This window comes from Enterococcus nangangensis, assembly GCF_005405245.1.
Lineage (GTDB): Bacteria > Bacillota > Bacilli > Lactobacillales > Enterococcaceae > Enterococcus_J > Enterococcus_J nangangensis.
Genome location: NZ_BJDR01000003.1, coordinates 1 through 14080, shown reverse-complemented (window position 1 = coordinate 14080; position 14080 = coordinate 1). Strand labels below are relative to the sequence as shown.

Annotated in this window: 12 protein-coding genes, 1 pseudogene and 1 other annotated feature; of the genes and pseudogenes, 7 read left to right on the top strand and 6 right to left on the bottom strand. The window is 42.8% G+C overall.

The window, feature by feature from the left end:
- Positions 1–18: 18 nt before the first annotated feature.
- On the top strand, positions 19–1275 hold the full coding sequence (locus FFM57_RS01900; protein WP_137598838.1) for a threonine/serine exporter family protein: 1257 nt from the start codon (positions 19–21) through the stop codon (positions 1273–1275).
- 19 nt (positions 1276–1294) lie between these two features.
- On the opposite strand, the gene mnmM is transcribed toward FFM57_RS01900, so the two are convergent.
- The 5 genes from mnmM to FFM57_RS01875 form a co-directional block, all read right to left on the bottom strand.
- Positions 1295–1861 carry a tRNA 5-(aminomethyl)-2-thiouridylate-methyltransferase MnmM gene (gene mnmM / locus FFM57_RS01895; RefSeq protein WP_137598837.1) on the bottom strand — a complete coding sequence of 189 codons (567 nt, stop codon included), beginning with the start codon at positions 1859–1861 and terminating at the stop codon, positions 1295–1297.
- Positions 1851–2822, bottom strand: coding sequence for a tRNA modification radical SAM protein MnmL/YtqA (gene mnmL, locus FFM57_RS01890; RefSeq protein WP_137598836.1), 972 nt, complete (start codon positions 2820–2822; stop codon positions 1851–1853). The genes mnmM and mnmL overlap by 11 nt, the downstream gene beginning before the upstream one ends.
- 4 nt (positions 2823–2826) lie before the next feature.
- On the bottom strand, positions 2827–3486 hold the full coding sequence (locus tag FFM57_RS01885; protein WP_137598835.1) for a phosphatase PAP2 family protein: 660 nt from the start codon (positions 3484–3486) through the stop codon (positions 2827–2829).
- A 107-nt stretch (positions 3487–3593) separates the two neighbouring features.
- On the bottom strand, positions 3594–4775 hold the full coding sequence (locus FFM57_RS01880; protein WP_137598834.1) for a DUF4097 family beta strand repeat-containing protein: 1182 nt from the start codon (positions 4773–4775) through the stop codon (positions 3594–3596).
- Entirely contained in the window at positions 4776–5483 is a 708-nt protein-coding gene (locus FFM57_RS01875) for a DUF1700 domain-containing protein (protein ID WP_137598833.1), read from the bottom strand. It abuts the gene before it with no gap.
- Positions 5484–5858: 375 nt separating this feature from the next.
- Here FFM57_RS01875 and FFM57_RS01870 point away from each other — a divergent pair, with 375 nt between their 5' ends.
- The 4 genes from FFM57_RS01870 to FFM57_RS01855 all read left to right on the top strand — a co-directional run bounded on the left by FFM57_RS01870 (position 5859) and on the right by FFM57_RS01855 (position 11604).
- Entirely contained in the window at positions 5859–7442 is a 1584-nt protein-coding gene (locus FFM57_RS01870; RefSeq protein ID WP_137598832.1) for a LysM peptidoglycan-binding domain-containing protein, read from the top strand.
- 38 nt (positions 7443–7480) lie between these two features.
- Positions 7481–7676 (top strand) — a binding site (T-box leader).
- A 44-nt stretch (positions 7677–7720) separates the two neighbouring features.
- Positions 7721–10234: a leucine--tRNA ligase gene (gene leuS, locus FFM57_RS01865; protein WP_137598831.1), complete on the top strand. Its 2514-nt coding sequence runs from the start codon at positions 7721–7723 to the stop codon at positions 10232–10234.
- 111 nt (positions 10235–10345) lie between these two features.
- Positions 10346–10822 carry a DUF1801 domain-containing protein gene (locus FFM57_RS01860; protein WP_137598830.1) on the top strand — a complete coding sequence of 159 codons (477 nt, stop codon included), beginning with the start codon at positions 10346–10348 and terminating at the stop codon, positions 10820–10822.
- Positions 10823–10926: 104 nt separating this feature from the next.
- On the top strand, positions 10927–11604 hold the full coding sequence (locus FFM57_RS01855) for a type 1 glutamine amidotransferase domain-containing protein (protein ID WP_137598829.1): 678 nt from the start codon (positions 10927–10929) through the stop codon (positions 11602–11604).
- 71 nt (positions 11605–11675) lie between these two features.
- Here the strand turns inward: FFM57_RS01855 and FFM57_RS01850 are convergent.
- Positions 11676–12685: pseudogene (locus FFM57_RS01850) on the bottom strand (NADP-dependent oxidoreductase).
- Between the two features lie 174 nt (positions 12686–12859).
- Here FFM57_RS01850 and FFM57_RS01845 point away from each other — a divergent pair.
- Together FFM57_RS01845 and FFM57_RS01840 are read left to right on the top strand one after the other, a co-directional pair.
- Positions 12860–13186 carry a PadR family transcriptional regulator gene (locus FFM57_RS01845; protein ID WP_137598828.1) on the top strand — a complete coding sequence of 109 codons (327 nt, stop codon included), beginning with the start codon at positions 12860–12862 and terminating at the stop codon, positions 13184–13186.
- 4 nt (positions 13187–13190) lie between these two features.
- Positions 13191–13979 carry a DUF1129 domain-containing protein gene (locus FFM57_RS01840; protein ID WP_137598827.1) on the top strand — a complete coding sequence of 263 codons (789 nt, stop codon included), beginning with the start codon at positions 13191–13193 and terminating at the stop codon, positions 13977–13979.
- Positions 13980–14080: the final 101 nt, after the last annotated feature.

Here is a 14080-nt window from a genome sequence, read left to right as displayed (position 1 = left end):
TGGAACAGGGGGCAGGAGATGACAATAACGACAGCAGAATTAGCGGACCAACGACACTTATTAGGGCGCACTATTTTATTAATGGGGAAAAGTTTAATTGAAGCCGGGTCGGAACTGAAGCGGGCTGAAGACACCATGAATCGCTTGTTGCAAAATTCGTCATTTTTGACGATAGCGGAAAAAGAAGAGATGGCCGTTTACGTGACGATTAACGCCATTTTTTTGCGGGAAAAAACCGCCACTGTAGATTTTGTGTCTATTGGCCCACGAGACTTTGACTTAACGAAAATTAGTCGGCTTAATCAGCTCTCCCGTGCCTACTCTAACCAAACCTTAACTGTTGAAGAGCTCTACGACAAAACCAAAGCAGTCGTAGCAGTAAGTCCCCAGGATCAAGGCGCGTGGTGGGCCTACTGTTTATTAAGTAGCAGTATCACGTTGATTTTAGGAGGAAGTCTCCTTGCTTGCGTCGTGGCGGCTTTCATTGGTTTAGTGATGCGCCAAGCTTTTTTCAGTTTGAAAAAAATAATTAGCAATGTCTTTTTACTGGAAGTTTGCGCAACTTTTGTGGCGGGGCTTTTGGCCGCCATCTTTTGTAACGTGACGCAACAAGATCCAACGCTTTTATATATTGCCGCCATTATTCCGCGGGTGCCGGGGATTAATTTAACCAATGGGGTCCATGATACCTTTGATAAATATTATATTTCAGGTCCAGTGATGATTTTGGAAAGTTTAACTAGTCTGGTCTCTTTGTCGCTAGGGATTGTTTTTTTGCAGTTTTTACCTTTTGCACCGGTGGCTTCAGGGCAGATTATTTTTACTAGTGTTCCTCTTCTTTGGCAAATTGTCGGCAGTGCCCTTTGTTCCATTGCCTTTGCAGTCATTATTCATGCTCCCAAACATTTATTTGCCGCCATCGGCTTAGCGGGGGTGGTGACCTGGTGTAGTTATGTAGCTATTTCTGGAGCGGTAGCGGGTAACTTGTTAAATAATCTGTTGAGTATCAGTTTGTTGTCCATCGTTTCGCAATTGTTAGCGCGCCGTTGTAAAGAGCCCATGACAATGTTTTTCATTCCCGCTTTAGTAGCGGTGGTGCCGGGGATTACGTTATTTGTCGGCTTAAATCAGTGGTTCACTGGCACCATGACGGCAGCTAGCTTAACCTTCAGTAATGTTTTATTGAGCTTGTTGGCGTTGGCGATGGGGAGCTTATTGGGGGATGAACTTTACGCCATCTTTTTCAAACGCTTATGGCTAAAAAAGAAGACCTGAGACACGCGTCTCAGGTCTTTTAACGTCGCCGCTCAATACATAACGTAAAAGGCGGCTGATTTTTTTGATTAATAAAATTGTAGCAGGCCACATGCCAAATTTTTTGCGGCAAACTTTGACAAAAGTCTAGCAAGGCTTCTTTTTCAGTCTCCCCGCCGGGATGGCCCCAATAGACCACTAGGACGATGCGCCCACCAACAGCTAAACAAGCTAGTAAACTTTTTAAAGCGACTAAGGTAGTGCTTCCCTGCGTCACCACTGTTTTATCCCCTTGAGGTAAGTAGCCGAGGTTGAAGATGGCCCCTTGGAGCATGGTGTCTGGTGGCAAATGTTGGGCTACCGTCTCGTGTCCAGCTAAGAATAGCTGATAGTTCGGCGGGCACTGTGCGGCGCTTAATAATTTTTCCGTCAGTACGAGGGCGGACTCTTGAATATCAAAAGCATAAACTTTCCCAGTTGTCCCAACGCACTGGCTTAAAAATAAAGTGTCATGGCCGTTACCCATGGTGGCATCCACCACCACGTCGCCGGTCTTTAAAATTTCTTTTAACAGCGTATGACTAAATTGTAAAGCATTATCTAACATAAAAGGCGGGCACTCCCTTACGGACATCTTTGGCTCCTTGGTAAGTATCGCGGTGCGCTAATTCGTCGTCAATGGCGTTTAAGACTTCCCATTTCTTTAAGCTCCACGCCGGGCCAATTAAAGCATCAAAAGGCGCATCCCCAGTCAAACGGTGAATGATAATTTCTGGCGGAATCATTTCTAATTGATCCACAATTAACTGGACATACTCATCCCGGGTTAAAAATTTTAAGCGGCCTTCTCGGTAGTCTTTCACCATCCGCGTTTTTTTCATTAAATGTAAAAGATGTAGCTTGATGCCTTGAATATCTGAGTCCACAATGGTGCGGCGCACATTTTCCAACATCATGGGAATGGTTTCTCCCGGAAGACCGTTAATCAAGTGGGTGCAGACGCGAATGTTGTGTTTGCGCAAACGCTCTACGGCATCTAAATAAGTCTGATAATCATGAGCGCGGTTAATGGCGTTGCTGGTACTTTCAAAAGTCGTTTGCAAACCTAACTCCACCCAAAGATAGAGCCGTTGATTTAGCTCGGCTAAGTATGCAATAGTTTCAGGCGGCAAGCAATCCGGACGCGTGCCGATACTTAGGCCCACCACACCGGGTAAATTTACCACTTGTTCATAGCGTTGCCGCAAGACTTCAACGGGGGCATGGGTATTGGTAAAATTTTGAAAGTAGACGATGTATTTTTTCGTACTTTCCCATTTATGATGCAACTGCTGGACCTCTTTGTGGAATTGTTGGGGTAAAGGATCAGTGGGGGCGATAATCATATCGCCAGAACCGGAGACAGAACAAAAAGTACAACCGCCTTTTGCTGCCGTACCGTCACGATTGGGGCAGTCAAAGCCACCATCAATAGGCACCTTAAAAATTTTTTCGCCAAATTCGTGGCGCAATTCATAATTCCAAGAATGATAACGTTTATGTAAATCATCCCGATAAGTAAAAGTCATTTCATTACTTCCTTTGACGTTGAGTTTGTTTGAAGCGTTCGATAAAGCTGTAGCGGTCATATAACGGATAAGTGGCAAAAAGCCAAGTAACACCCAAGAGCCAGCCACCTAAAATATCACTTGGAAAATGAACACCAAGATAAATTCGGCTGATGCCAATAAGGACAACTATGAGCCCTAAAAAGATGCGCCCAGCCCACTGCCATTTTTTAGTGGTAGCTAAAAGAGGAACAAGGACGATGAGGGTACCAAAAAACATCATGCTCCCCATAGCGTGACCGCTAGGAAAACTATAAGTAAGTTCCGTCACTAAATGGGGAAGCGTGGGGCGTTGTCTTAAATAAACCAGTTTCAATAAATTATTCAAAACCCCACTACCTAAGGCGATATTCACCAAGAGGTAAAGAGCCGCCACTCTTTTTTTCTGACTATAAAAAAGTACCGCCACTGCCAAGGTTAAAATAATTAAGGGCACCGGATTGCCAAATTGGGTAATCCATTTGAAAAATTGGGTCGCCCCATTGGAAAGTTTGCCACGAATGATATTTTGCAACGGCGCATCAAAAAACAACCAGTCGTCGTAAAATTTCACCACATATCCTAAAAAGACAAAGAGTAACGCACTAGACGAGGCCCAGTGCCAATATTTTTCTTTATTTTGCATAGCTGCTCCTTTAAAAAATGATGAACTTATTGTAGCATAAATTTCTTAACAAAGGGCGAACAAAAAAAGCCGCGCCATGTGTAGCGCGGCTTTCGCCGTAGAATAATTTAATCCGTCGTCGAACTGGTGACAGTACTGTCGGCCGTACTACTTTCAGCAGTAGTGCTGGCCACGGTAGCTCCGTTATCTAAATCTTCTTCTGGGGCACTTCCTTCAATAGAGACGGAAGCTTCTGGCTGCTGGTCATCATCATCGTACTCTTCATCGTAGTCTTCTTCATAGACTTCAAATTGTTGAAAATGAATGTCGCCAATCGTCGTACTTAAGTCCCAATGATATTTGCTATTGGCCGCACCGAAAGTTTTACTATCCTCTTGATCAAACAAAGCAATGGTCCCAGTAGTAGTGTTGGCAGTAATTAGGATATTGGCTAGTTGATCATTTTCCAAATAACCTGTGATGTTGCCACGTTCTAATTTTGCAGTGAGATTACCAGCTAAGCGGTCGTTGATTTCTAAGTTTAAGCCGTCACCAGTGACTGCTACATCACCATTATGATTACGTAAGGAGACACTGCCGCCACTTAGCTCTTGAAAGTCCATAGGGCCAAAACTATTATCCAATTGGAAATCATTGTTGTTCCCATTAAAAGTGCTGCTGGTAATTTTACCATTGGTTAAAGTCAGTTGACTGCTGTTTAATTCTTTGGTGACTAAGGTTTCAATTAAAGGTTCCGTAAAGGAGAAGTTCCCATCATTACCACTGACGGTTAACTCGTTGGTTTTTAAGGCGTCAAAGTACCAGTAGCTACTTTCGTTTTCGTAATTAAGTTTGGTTTGCGTAACGCTGAGACTCGCCAAAGTTAAATTGTGAGCTTGTAAGCGGGGACTCTCTATACTGAGATTTTTGATGGAGCGGGGAATGGCAATATTTAAAACGCCTTCGCCACTAGCCAAATCCGTGATGAATTTCTTCGTGCTATCTTGGCTCGTCCCTTTTTTAATCGTTACAGAAACAGTGTTGTCCGCTTGTTGGGTAGTCACTGTGGAGTCATTGAGGGAAACGACAGTCCCAGTGATTTCCACTTTTTGCGTATCAGAAGTGGTGAGATAAATTTGGGTAGGACTACTTAAAACCAAGTTTAAAGTGTCCCCAGAGACAGTGTAGGCTTCGTCAATATTTTTCGTGACGCTGTCTTTGGCACCGGAAAAAGTTAAAAGAGCGGTAACGCCGCCCCCAACGATTAAAAGAAAACCTAAAACTAAAAGGGCAATGGAAGATTTTTTCATTTAGACTCCTCCACTAAAGACGGTACGGTTAAAGCGCCAGTAACGTTTCGTTAAAGAAAAGAAAAAGTGGGTAATCGGCCGACCGACACAAAGGCCTAGTAAGCCACAACCGAATAAAATCATGGCAATAGCCATTTGGAAGATGGCTGCACTAAAGGGTAAGAAGAAAAAGAGTCCCACACCAATTAATGGAGCGCAAAGCAAGACGACTACCGTCAGCCAACATGCGATGCAGGTCATGAAAATACTAAACCACGCCCAAATGAAAATGAGTAAGTTAAAGGCTAAGAGCATTAATTTTTTTAAAACGCTCTGGGACTTTGGTGGCCGCCGATAGTCCCCGTATTGTTCAGCGTAAGGGAAATCGTCTTGTACCCCTTGTGTTTGCTGATTATTTTTGGTCTGTGACGTCGTATAGTCCTTTTGATCAAAACGTGGACCTTCATACTTGCGATGTTCAGGTTTAAATTCTTGCCAACCGTTACGATAGATTTTTTTTTCTTGAAAATCCAAGTGATGCTCAGCCAAAATATCAGCAGCGATGTCTTTGGGTTTCCCTAAGCCTTTGGCAATGACTTCTTCTGTTTGCCCTTGGGCTAAACCATCTTGAAACAGCTCTTCGTAGGTGGCGAGAATCTCAGCTCGTTCTTTTGGGGAGAGGGGTTTCAAATAAATAGTCAGCTCAGTAAGAAAATGTTCTTTATTCATGGCGGACTCCTTCAATTCGTTTTTGTAACTTTACTATATGAAGAAAAGGTGAAGATTTCAAGCACTTCTAGTCAAAATCAGTCTAAGGTAAAGACGGCCCTCAGACTAAAGTCGCAGGAACAAAAAGGGGAACAAACAAGCACTGTAACTTTGCTGTAATGAAACAGTAGTCCATCAAAAATAAAGCGTTAGGACTGAAGCCTTAGAAGACGGCGTTTTGTAAGCACGAAATAACGTACTTTTTGTCAATGTTACAAGGGGGTTAAATATGCGCTGTTCCCCTGATGTATTCTTTAAGAATTTCTTAAAAGAAGGTATAATTAAGTATCGGCAATTTTCGCTAAAATAACATTATGAAAAAACTAGGAGATAAGTATGAAGACAAATTTTACGCCCCGAAAAGTTAAACGTAAAGCTGCCCAGAAGAAGTTACAATACGCGCGTGCTAAACGAGGCGCGGCTTTGACCACTTCTGCTTTAGCTCTTTCTGGTATTGCTGTAGGGTTAATGCCTACGCCTAAAGTAGCAGCAGCTTCCAGCAGTTACAGTGCTACGAACCAACAAAATTTTATCGCGATGGTAGCTAGTCATGCAGCCAAGTGTGCGGATGAAAATGACCTTTACGCTTCCGTGATGATCGCCCAAGCCATTTTAGAAAGCGGTTGGGGAACTTCTTCTTTAGGGAGTGCGCCAAACTATAACTTATTTGGGATTAAAGGCAATTATAACGGTCAAAGTGTAAGCATGACTACGAGTGAATATTTAAATGGTCAATGGGTAACGATTCAAGCGGCTTTTCGGAAATATCCTTCTTATTACGAAAGTTTCCAAGACAATGCGCGCTTGTTGAAGAATACCTCCTTTACAGCAGGTACGTATTTTTATGCTGGTGCTTGGAAGAGCAATACCACTAACTATCAACAAGCGACAGCTTACTTAACCGGTCGTTATGCTACTGATCCAAGTTACAACGTGAAGTTGAATAATTTAATTGCTACGTACAATTTGACACAATATGATACACCAAGTTCTGGTCAACCTACTGACGTGGATCATAACAACAATACTGGTAATAATACTGGTGGCAGCACAGGGAGCTCAACTAGCGGCACAGCCATTTATTATACGGTTAAAAGTGGTGAGGGTTTATGGCGTATTGCACAAAATAATGGCACCACGGTAGCGCAAATTAAAAGCTGGAATAATTTAACTAGCGATTTAATTTTCCCAAATCAAAAATTGATTGTGGGTTACACAGCTAGTGGCAGCAACTCAGGCAACAACACAAATAATTCCAACAACGCAAACAACAATAATAACAACGGTGGCAGCACTGGCGGGACAACAACACCAACTATTCCAAGTGCCACCACTCATACAGTAGCCAAAGGCGATACCCTTTGGCACTTAGCCCAAAAATATGGTGTGACGGTGGCTCAAATTAAGAGTTGGAATAATTTAACCAGTGATACGATTTACTTGAATCAAAAATTAATTGTCGGCCAAACAGCAGGAGCTTCCACGGGGAGTAACACAGGTGGAAGTACAGGCGGGAGCACTAGTAACAATGCCGGCAACAACGGTGGTAGCACTAGTACGACACCAAGCCCAAGTACGCCAAGTACCTCGGCTAAGACTTACACCGTCAAAGCTGGCGATGGTTTATGGCGCATTGCATACAACCATGGGCTAACCGTAGCACAGTTAAAGAGTTTGAATAACTTAACTAGCGATATGATTCATCCTGGCCAAGTATTAAAAGTAAGTAGTGGCACAGTGAGCAATACCCCTAACGCCAATACAGGGAGTACCAGCGCTACAACGAACTACAAAGTGGTGAAAGGTGATACTTTATGGAGCATCGCCCAAAAGCACAACACTAGTGTCGCTCAATTAAAGAGCTGGAATAATTTGAGTAATGACACCATTTACTTGAATCAAACTTTACGCGTAAAATAGTTTTAAAGCTTGTCTTTTAAAAAATTATTTGTTAGGATAGGCTTACGAAGAAGAGGAATAGTAAGAGGACTGCCCTTGTAGCGAGCGCGTGGTGGGTGAAAACGCGTAGGTCAAGCTCTGAACTCGCCTTGGAGAATAACTGTGAGAACAGTTCGACTGACTTTCGTTACAAGTCTTAAAGGCGGAAACTTTTCCGTAAAATTAGGTGGTACCACGTAGATTTACGTCCTATAGCTGAGGCTATAGGGCGTTTTATTTTTGAAAGGAGCAAAAGTTTCATGAATTACGATCACAAAGCAATTGAAAGCAAGTGGCAAAAATATTGGGCGAAAAACCATACCTTTAACACCCATGATGAACTAGATAAACCAAAATTTTACGCCTTGGATATGTTTCCTTATCCATCTGGTCAAGGGTTGCACGTGGGACATCCTGAAGGTTACACGGCGACAGATATTTTAGCGCGGATGAAACGTTCCCAAGGGTTTAACGTTTTACATCCCATGGGCTGGGACGCTTTTGGCTTGCCTGCAGAACAATATGCCTTAAACACTGGCCACAATCCAGCGGACTTTACGAATAAAAACATCGCCACTTTTAAACGGCAAATTAATTCCTTAGGGTTTAGTTACGATTGGAATCGGGAAATCAATACTACCGACCCGGAGTATTACAAATGGACGCAATGGATTTTTACCAAGCTTTACGAAAAAGGATTGGCCTATGAAGCCGAAGTTCCCGTCAACTGGGTCCCGGAATTAGGCACCGTGATTGCCAATGAAGAAGTTATCGACGGTAAGAGCGAACGCGGGGGTTACGATGTCGTGCGTAAACCAATGCGCCAATGGATGTTAAAAATTACCGCTTATGCCGACCGTTTATTGGAAGACTTAGAAGATTTAGATTGGCCCGAAAGTATTAAAGATATGCAACGGAACTGGATTGGTCGTTCCGTCGGGGCAAAAGTTACGTTTAAAGTAGCCAACAGTGATTATGACTTTGAAGTGTTTACGACACGGCCCGATACTTTATTCGGTGCGACCTATGCAGTTTTAGCACCAGAGTTACCGTTAGTCAAAGAAATTATGACGGCAGAGCAAACTAGCGCGGTCTTAGACTACGTGCAACAAGCAGAGAAAAAATCCGACTTAAATCGGACCGACTTAGCGAAAGAAAAAACGGGAGTCTTCACTGGTGCTTATGCTATTAATCCGGTGAATGGCAAAGAAATTCCCATTTGGATTGCCGATTATGTATTAGCTAGTTACGGCACAGGGGCCATCATGGCCGTACCTGCCCACGATACGCGGGACTATGATTTTGCTAAACAATTTAATTTAGAAATCGTGCCCGTTTTAGCTGGCGGCGATGTAGCAAAAGAAGCCTTCACTGAAGATGGTGTCCATATTAATTCTGGCTTTTTAGATGGTTTAAATAAAACGGAAGCGATTGAGAAAATCATCGCTTGGTTAACAGAAAAAGGCGTCGGTCACCAGGAAGTTTCGTATCGTTTGCGGGACTGGTTGTTCTCTCGTCAACGTTATTGGGGTGAACCGATTCCCATTATTCATTGGGAAGATGGCACCACAACTACCGTGCCAGCAGAAGAGTTGCCTTTGATTTTACCACGGACGGAAAATATCAAACCTTCCGGCACAGGGGAATCCCCATTAGCCAACATTGCTGATTGGATTAACGTGGTAGATCCGGTGACCGGTAAAAAAGGTCGGCGGGAAACCAACACCATGCCACAATGGGCGGGGAGCTCTTGGTATTATATTCGTTACATTGATCCCCACAATAAAAAAGCCTTAGCCGACCCTGAAAAATTAAAACGCTGGTTGCCAGTGGATATTTATATGGGGGGCGCGGAACACGCCGTCTTGCATTTACTTTATGCTCGTTTCTGGCATAAATTCTTGTACGATTTAGGTGTCGTGCCGACCAAAGAACCTTTCCAAAAATTATTTAACCAAGGAATGATTTTAGGGCAAAGTTTCCGCGACCACCGCGGGGCACTAGTGGCGACGAACTTAGTAGAAAAACGCGACGGCGCTTGGGTCAGCACCGAAACTGGTGAAGTATTGGAAGAGACACCAGCGAAAATGAGTAAATCTTTGAAAAACGTCGTCAACCCTGACGATGTGGTGGAACACTACGGCGCTGACACTTTACGACTTTACGAAATGTTTATGGGACCTTTAGACGCTTCCATTCCATGGAACGAAAATGGTCTGGAAGGCGCACGGAAGTTCTTAGACCGCGTTTGGCGCTTAATCGTCGATGAAAATGGCAAGATGCGGGATCGGATCACTACTTTCAACGACGATCATTTAACCAAGGTATATCACCAAACTGTTAAAAAAGTAACGGAAAACTACGAGAACTTACATTTCAATACGGCAATTTCCCAATTGATGGTCTTCGTGAATGAGGCCAACAAAGCGGAAGCTTTACCTTATGCATACTTTGAAGGGTTCGTCCAATTGTTAGCGCCAGTTGCGCCACATTTAGGAGAAGAACTATGGGCTATTTTAGGCAATCAAGAAACCCTTGCTTATGTACCGTGGCCAACATATGATGCCGAAAAGTTAGTGGAAGCAGAAATTGAAATTGTTTTCCAAGTTAACGGCAAAGTGCGGGGGAAAATGACGGTGCCAGTGGGGCTAAGTAAAGACGAATTAGCCGCCTTAGCTAAAACCAATGAACAAATTGCGCCCTATATTGCGGACAAAACTATTCGTAAAATTATCGCGGTGCCTGATAAATTAGTCAACGTGGTAGCAAACTAAAGATTTGTAGACTGTGGAGAATTTTTCTTCGCAGTCTTTTTTTCTAGGCTGAATGCCAAAGTTTTAGTCAGGTGCTATGTTAAAATAAAGAAAAACTTGGAGGTAAAATGGATGGACACCATTATTGAATACGAAGCACAAATTCCTGAAAAATGGCGGGCCAGTTATTTTGCGTTAAAAAAAGTTGCAGAAGAACATTTGCCAGCGGGCTTTCAATTGGTACTGCAATATGGCATGCCCACTTTTGTGGTACCCTTGAGTATTTATCCGGCCGGTTACTTGAACCGGACAAACGAACCGCTCCCCTTTGTTTCTATCGGCGTCCAAAAAAGACACTTGGCCCTTTATCATCTGGGTTTACTGGGAAATCCAGCCCTACTAGCTTGGTTTAAAGAAGAGTATGTTCAACAAGTTCCTACAAAATTAAATTTAGGCAAGAGTTGTCTACGCTTTACTAACCCCCAACAGATTCCTTATGAATTAATTGGCCAACTGTTAGCGAAAATTTCCGTAACGCAGTGGTGTAGCCAATATGAAAAATATCAGCAACAAAAAGCAAACAAGAATACTAGCCGTGCGGTGGACTAAGATGCAGTCCATCGCTTTTTTTGTAGCGAAATGATTGACAAAAATTTGCGAGGATGGTTTAATGGTTTAAAAATATAAACAAAAAAAGATAAAGGAGTAAAATTATGAAAAAGGTATTAGTGGTGGAAACGAACGTTACGCGTTACCAAGGCACCAACGAACCCACCGGCTTGTGGTTAGGAGAAGCTGCCGAATTTGTGGCCGAGCTAGAAAAAGCGGGGATTGCGGTGGATTATGTCAGTCCTAAAGGGGGCTTCGTGCCTATCGATCCACGGAGTATGAAGTATACCGATGCAAGCATTATGCAAGTCTATGAGAATGCTGATTTTGTGGAGCGCGCCTTGATCCACACGTTACGACCTGATGAAGTGCAGCCCGCCGATTATGCTGCGATTTATTATACGGGCGGTCATGGGGTGATGTGGGACTTTCCTGATAATTCTGCACTACAACAAATTGCTTTAACTATCTACCACAATGGGGGGTATCTGACTTCTGTTTGTCATGGCATTGCCGGCCTGTTGAATATTAAAGATGCGGAAGGACAGTACTTAATTGCTGGCAAGCAAATTACCGGCTTTACTACCGCTGAAGAAATTTTAGCAGGTAAAAAGAAAGTTGTGCCTTTCTTGAATCAGCAAGTAGCAACAGCCCGTGGTGCTCACTTTATCAAAAAACGCTTTTACAGTGAATTTGCGGCAGCGGATGGTCAATTGTTAACCGGCCAAAATCCTTTTTCCGTGAAAGCCGTGGCGCGTCTACTGATTGAAAAACTGAAATAGCAAAAGACAACCAATTCCTCGCCAAAAATTGATTGTCTTTTTTACTGCTTTGAAAAGAATAAGCGCAATCGTCATTGCAGCGCCTTCTGTCGGTCATCATCAGCCATTTGTAAAATAATTTTTCCTTTGGCTTGTCCTGAGTGGGAGTAATGTAGAGCTTCAGCAATGTTATCAAAAGGCACCACTCGATCAATAATCGGCCGCAACGTACCAGCATCCACCATTTGGCCTAAGGTAGCTAGTTGAGCACCACTAGGCTTCATAAATAAAAAAGTGTAAGTAGCACCAGTCTGTTTTTCTAGTCGAGTGAGTTTGCGGGTGACAAAACCAAAGGCCAGTCGTTTCCATAAAGGAACGCCATATTCGCGACCAAAACGCGCGTTAGGCAAACCGGCAATACTCACAACTTGTCCGCCAGCGTTTTCCCCCCACGAGTATCTAAAACATAATCATAATCCTTAAGAATTTCAGCAAAATTTGTTGTACGGTAATCTAAGACTAGATCGGCTCCTAGGGATTTGACAAGTTCAAAGTTAGTAGCTGAAGTGGTGGTAGCGACAAAAGCTCCTAGTTGTTTGGCAATTTGAATGGCCACCGTACCAATCCCGCCAGAACCTCCTGGAATCAAGACTTTATCGCCTTGACGAAGTTTCATAATATCGTGGAGTGCTTGATAGCTAGTTAATCCCACTAAAGGTAGTGCCGCGGCCTCAGTAAAAGTCAAAGACTGAGGGATTAAGGCAATGTCTCCTTGATCTACTGCAAGATATTCAGCAAAGGTACCAATCCGTTTCTTTTGCACCCGGCCGAAAATGTGATCTCCTGTCTGGTAATTAGTGACTTGGCTGCCGACTTTTGTAATAATTCCGGCAAAATCGCTTCCCATAATTAAGGGCAATTTATAAGGCAAGAGCATCTTTAAACCACCATCTTTGGTTTTTAGGTCAATGGGATTTACGCTAGCAGCGATAATTTTGACTAGGACATCGTTTGGCCCCATCACTGGTAAAGGAACCATTTTCAGCGTAGGTAGTGGCTGTTTATAGGTGTCAATTACTGCTGCTTTCATTTGTTCAGTCATTTTAGTTTGTACTCCATTCATTATCGTTTAATTTTAAGAACCATTAACTGCTTTGAGTGTAAAATATTGGTTTAAAAAAGTCAACGAATTTTTTTTAAGGAATTTTAGCTATCTTGCTTTACAAGTTACTGAAAAAGGAGTATCTTGTAATACAAGATAGTTAGGAGGGGTGAGATGGCAACAGGAAATTCTTCGCAAATGTTAAAGGGCGTGCTAGAAGGCTGTCTTTTATTAATTATTAGTCAAAAAGAAGTCTACGGTTATCAACTACAACAAGAACTAGCAGCGTATGGCTTGACCCAAGTAGCGCCAGGTTCAATTTATCCTTTACTATTAAAAATGCAAAAAGAAAAATTAATTGTTGGCCAGTTGCGGGCTTCAGCCGATGGACCGCAGCGGAAATATTTTCGATTGACGACTTTAGGGCAAGAGCATTGCCAAATTTTTAAAGCAGAATGGCGCCAATTAGCAACAAGCGTCAAGCGTTTGATGGGAGAGTAAGCAGATGAATAAGACGACAGATAAAATTCAACGGAATAATCAATTACGGGAACAGTTAACTCCAGCCAACAAAAAATATTACGAAGATTTATTAACGTATCTCCGCTTGCGGTCGCTTTTTAAAGATGAGGCAGAGTTGGAAGATTTATTGTTAGACTTATTGACTGATGTCTTAACGGCGCAAAGCGATGACCTTAGTGCAGTGGAATACTTAGGGAAAGAACCTGAAGTACTGGGGGATGAAATTTTAGCCAATCTTTCCGGCAATTCATGGCGTAAAACACTACTTTTTGCTTTGCAAGGAATTGGTATCTATTTGGTTTTTGCTAGTGTCGGTTTAATCGCTAGCGCTAGTAGTCGTGGTGTGGTCTTAGGTCATATTTTTTTGAGTTGTCTCGTGGTGGCTGCTGGCATCGTCGCTGTTCTTTATCTCTTAGCCCGTAGTGTCTATCACGCTTTACCTAAAATAATTGTCGCCTTGCCTTTTGCTTTGGCTTTTGGCTTATTTATAGTGATTCCTTTGGTTGTACCGCCATTTTGGGTCATTATTTTAACACCTAAGATGACTTTGAGTTTACTGGGGCTTATTTTTATTGCGGCGCTAGGCATCACTGTAAAAAGTGGGAGCTTTGAATTTATCCCGCCCCTGATAGTCATGGCGTTATTAGGCGGTGCTCAACAATTTTATCTGGGGCAACTGTGGGTAACGAGCCACGCAGTAATTGTAGTAGTTGCACTGGTGGTAAGTGTGGCTTTAAGTTTCTTCTTAGGTTATCGACGATTAAAAAAATAAAAATAAAATGCCAAATGACTGTTATGAAGCGACCCCCAAAAGTTAGACCAAAAATCTAACTTTTGGAGGTCGCTATTTTTATGGCTAAATATGATTTAGAA

Bases quoted from the DNA above. Each gene is read 5' to 3' on its own strand.
- mnmM (WP_137598837.1), bottom strand. From the start codon at position 1,861: ATGTTAGATAATGCTTTACAATTTAGTCATACGCTGTTAAAAGAAATT.
- FFM57_RS01840 (WP_137598827.1), top strand. From the start codon at position 13,191: ATGAATAAGACGACAGATAAAATTCAACGGAATAATCAATTACGGGAA.
- FFM57_RS01845 (WP_137598828.1), top strand. From the start codon at position 12,860: ATGGCAACAGGAAATTCTTCGCAAATGTTAAAGGGCGTGCTAGAAGGC.
- mnmL (WP_137598836.1), bottom strand. From the start codon at position 2,822: ATGACTTTTACTTATCGGGATGATTTACATAAACGTTATCATTCTTGG.
- FFM57_RS01855 (WP_137598829.1), top strand. From the start codon at position 10,927: ATGAAAAAGGTATTAGTGGTGGAAACGAACGTTACGCGTTACCAAGGC.
- FFM57_RS01885 (WP_137598835.1), bottom strand. From the start codon at position 3,486: ATGCAAAATAAAGAAAAATATTGGCACTGGGCCTCGTCTAGTGCGTTA.
- FFM57_RS01880 (WP_137598834.1), bottom strand. From the start codon at position 4,775: ATGAAAAAATCTTCCATTGCCCTTTTAGTTTTAGGTTTTCTTTTAATC.
- leuS (WP_137598831.1), top strand. From the start codon at position 7,721: ATGAATTACGATCACAAAGCAATTGAAAGCAAGTGGCAAAAATATTGG.
- FFM57_RS01900 (WP_137598838.1), top strand. From the start codon at position 19: ATGACAATAACGACAGCAGAATTAGCGGACCAACGACACTTATTAGGG.
- FFM57_RS01870 (WP_137598832.1), top strand. From the start codon at position 5,859: ATGAAGACAAATTTTACGCCCCGAAAAGTTAAACGTAAAGCTGCCCAG.
- FFM57_RS01875 (WP_137598833.1), bottom strand. From the start codon at position 5,483: ATGAATAAAGAACATTTTCTTACTGAGCTGACTATTTATTTGAAACCC.
- FFM57_RS01860 (WP_137598830.1), top strand. From the start codon at position 10,346: ATGGACACCATTATTGAATACGAAGCACAAATTCCTGAAAAATGGCGG.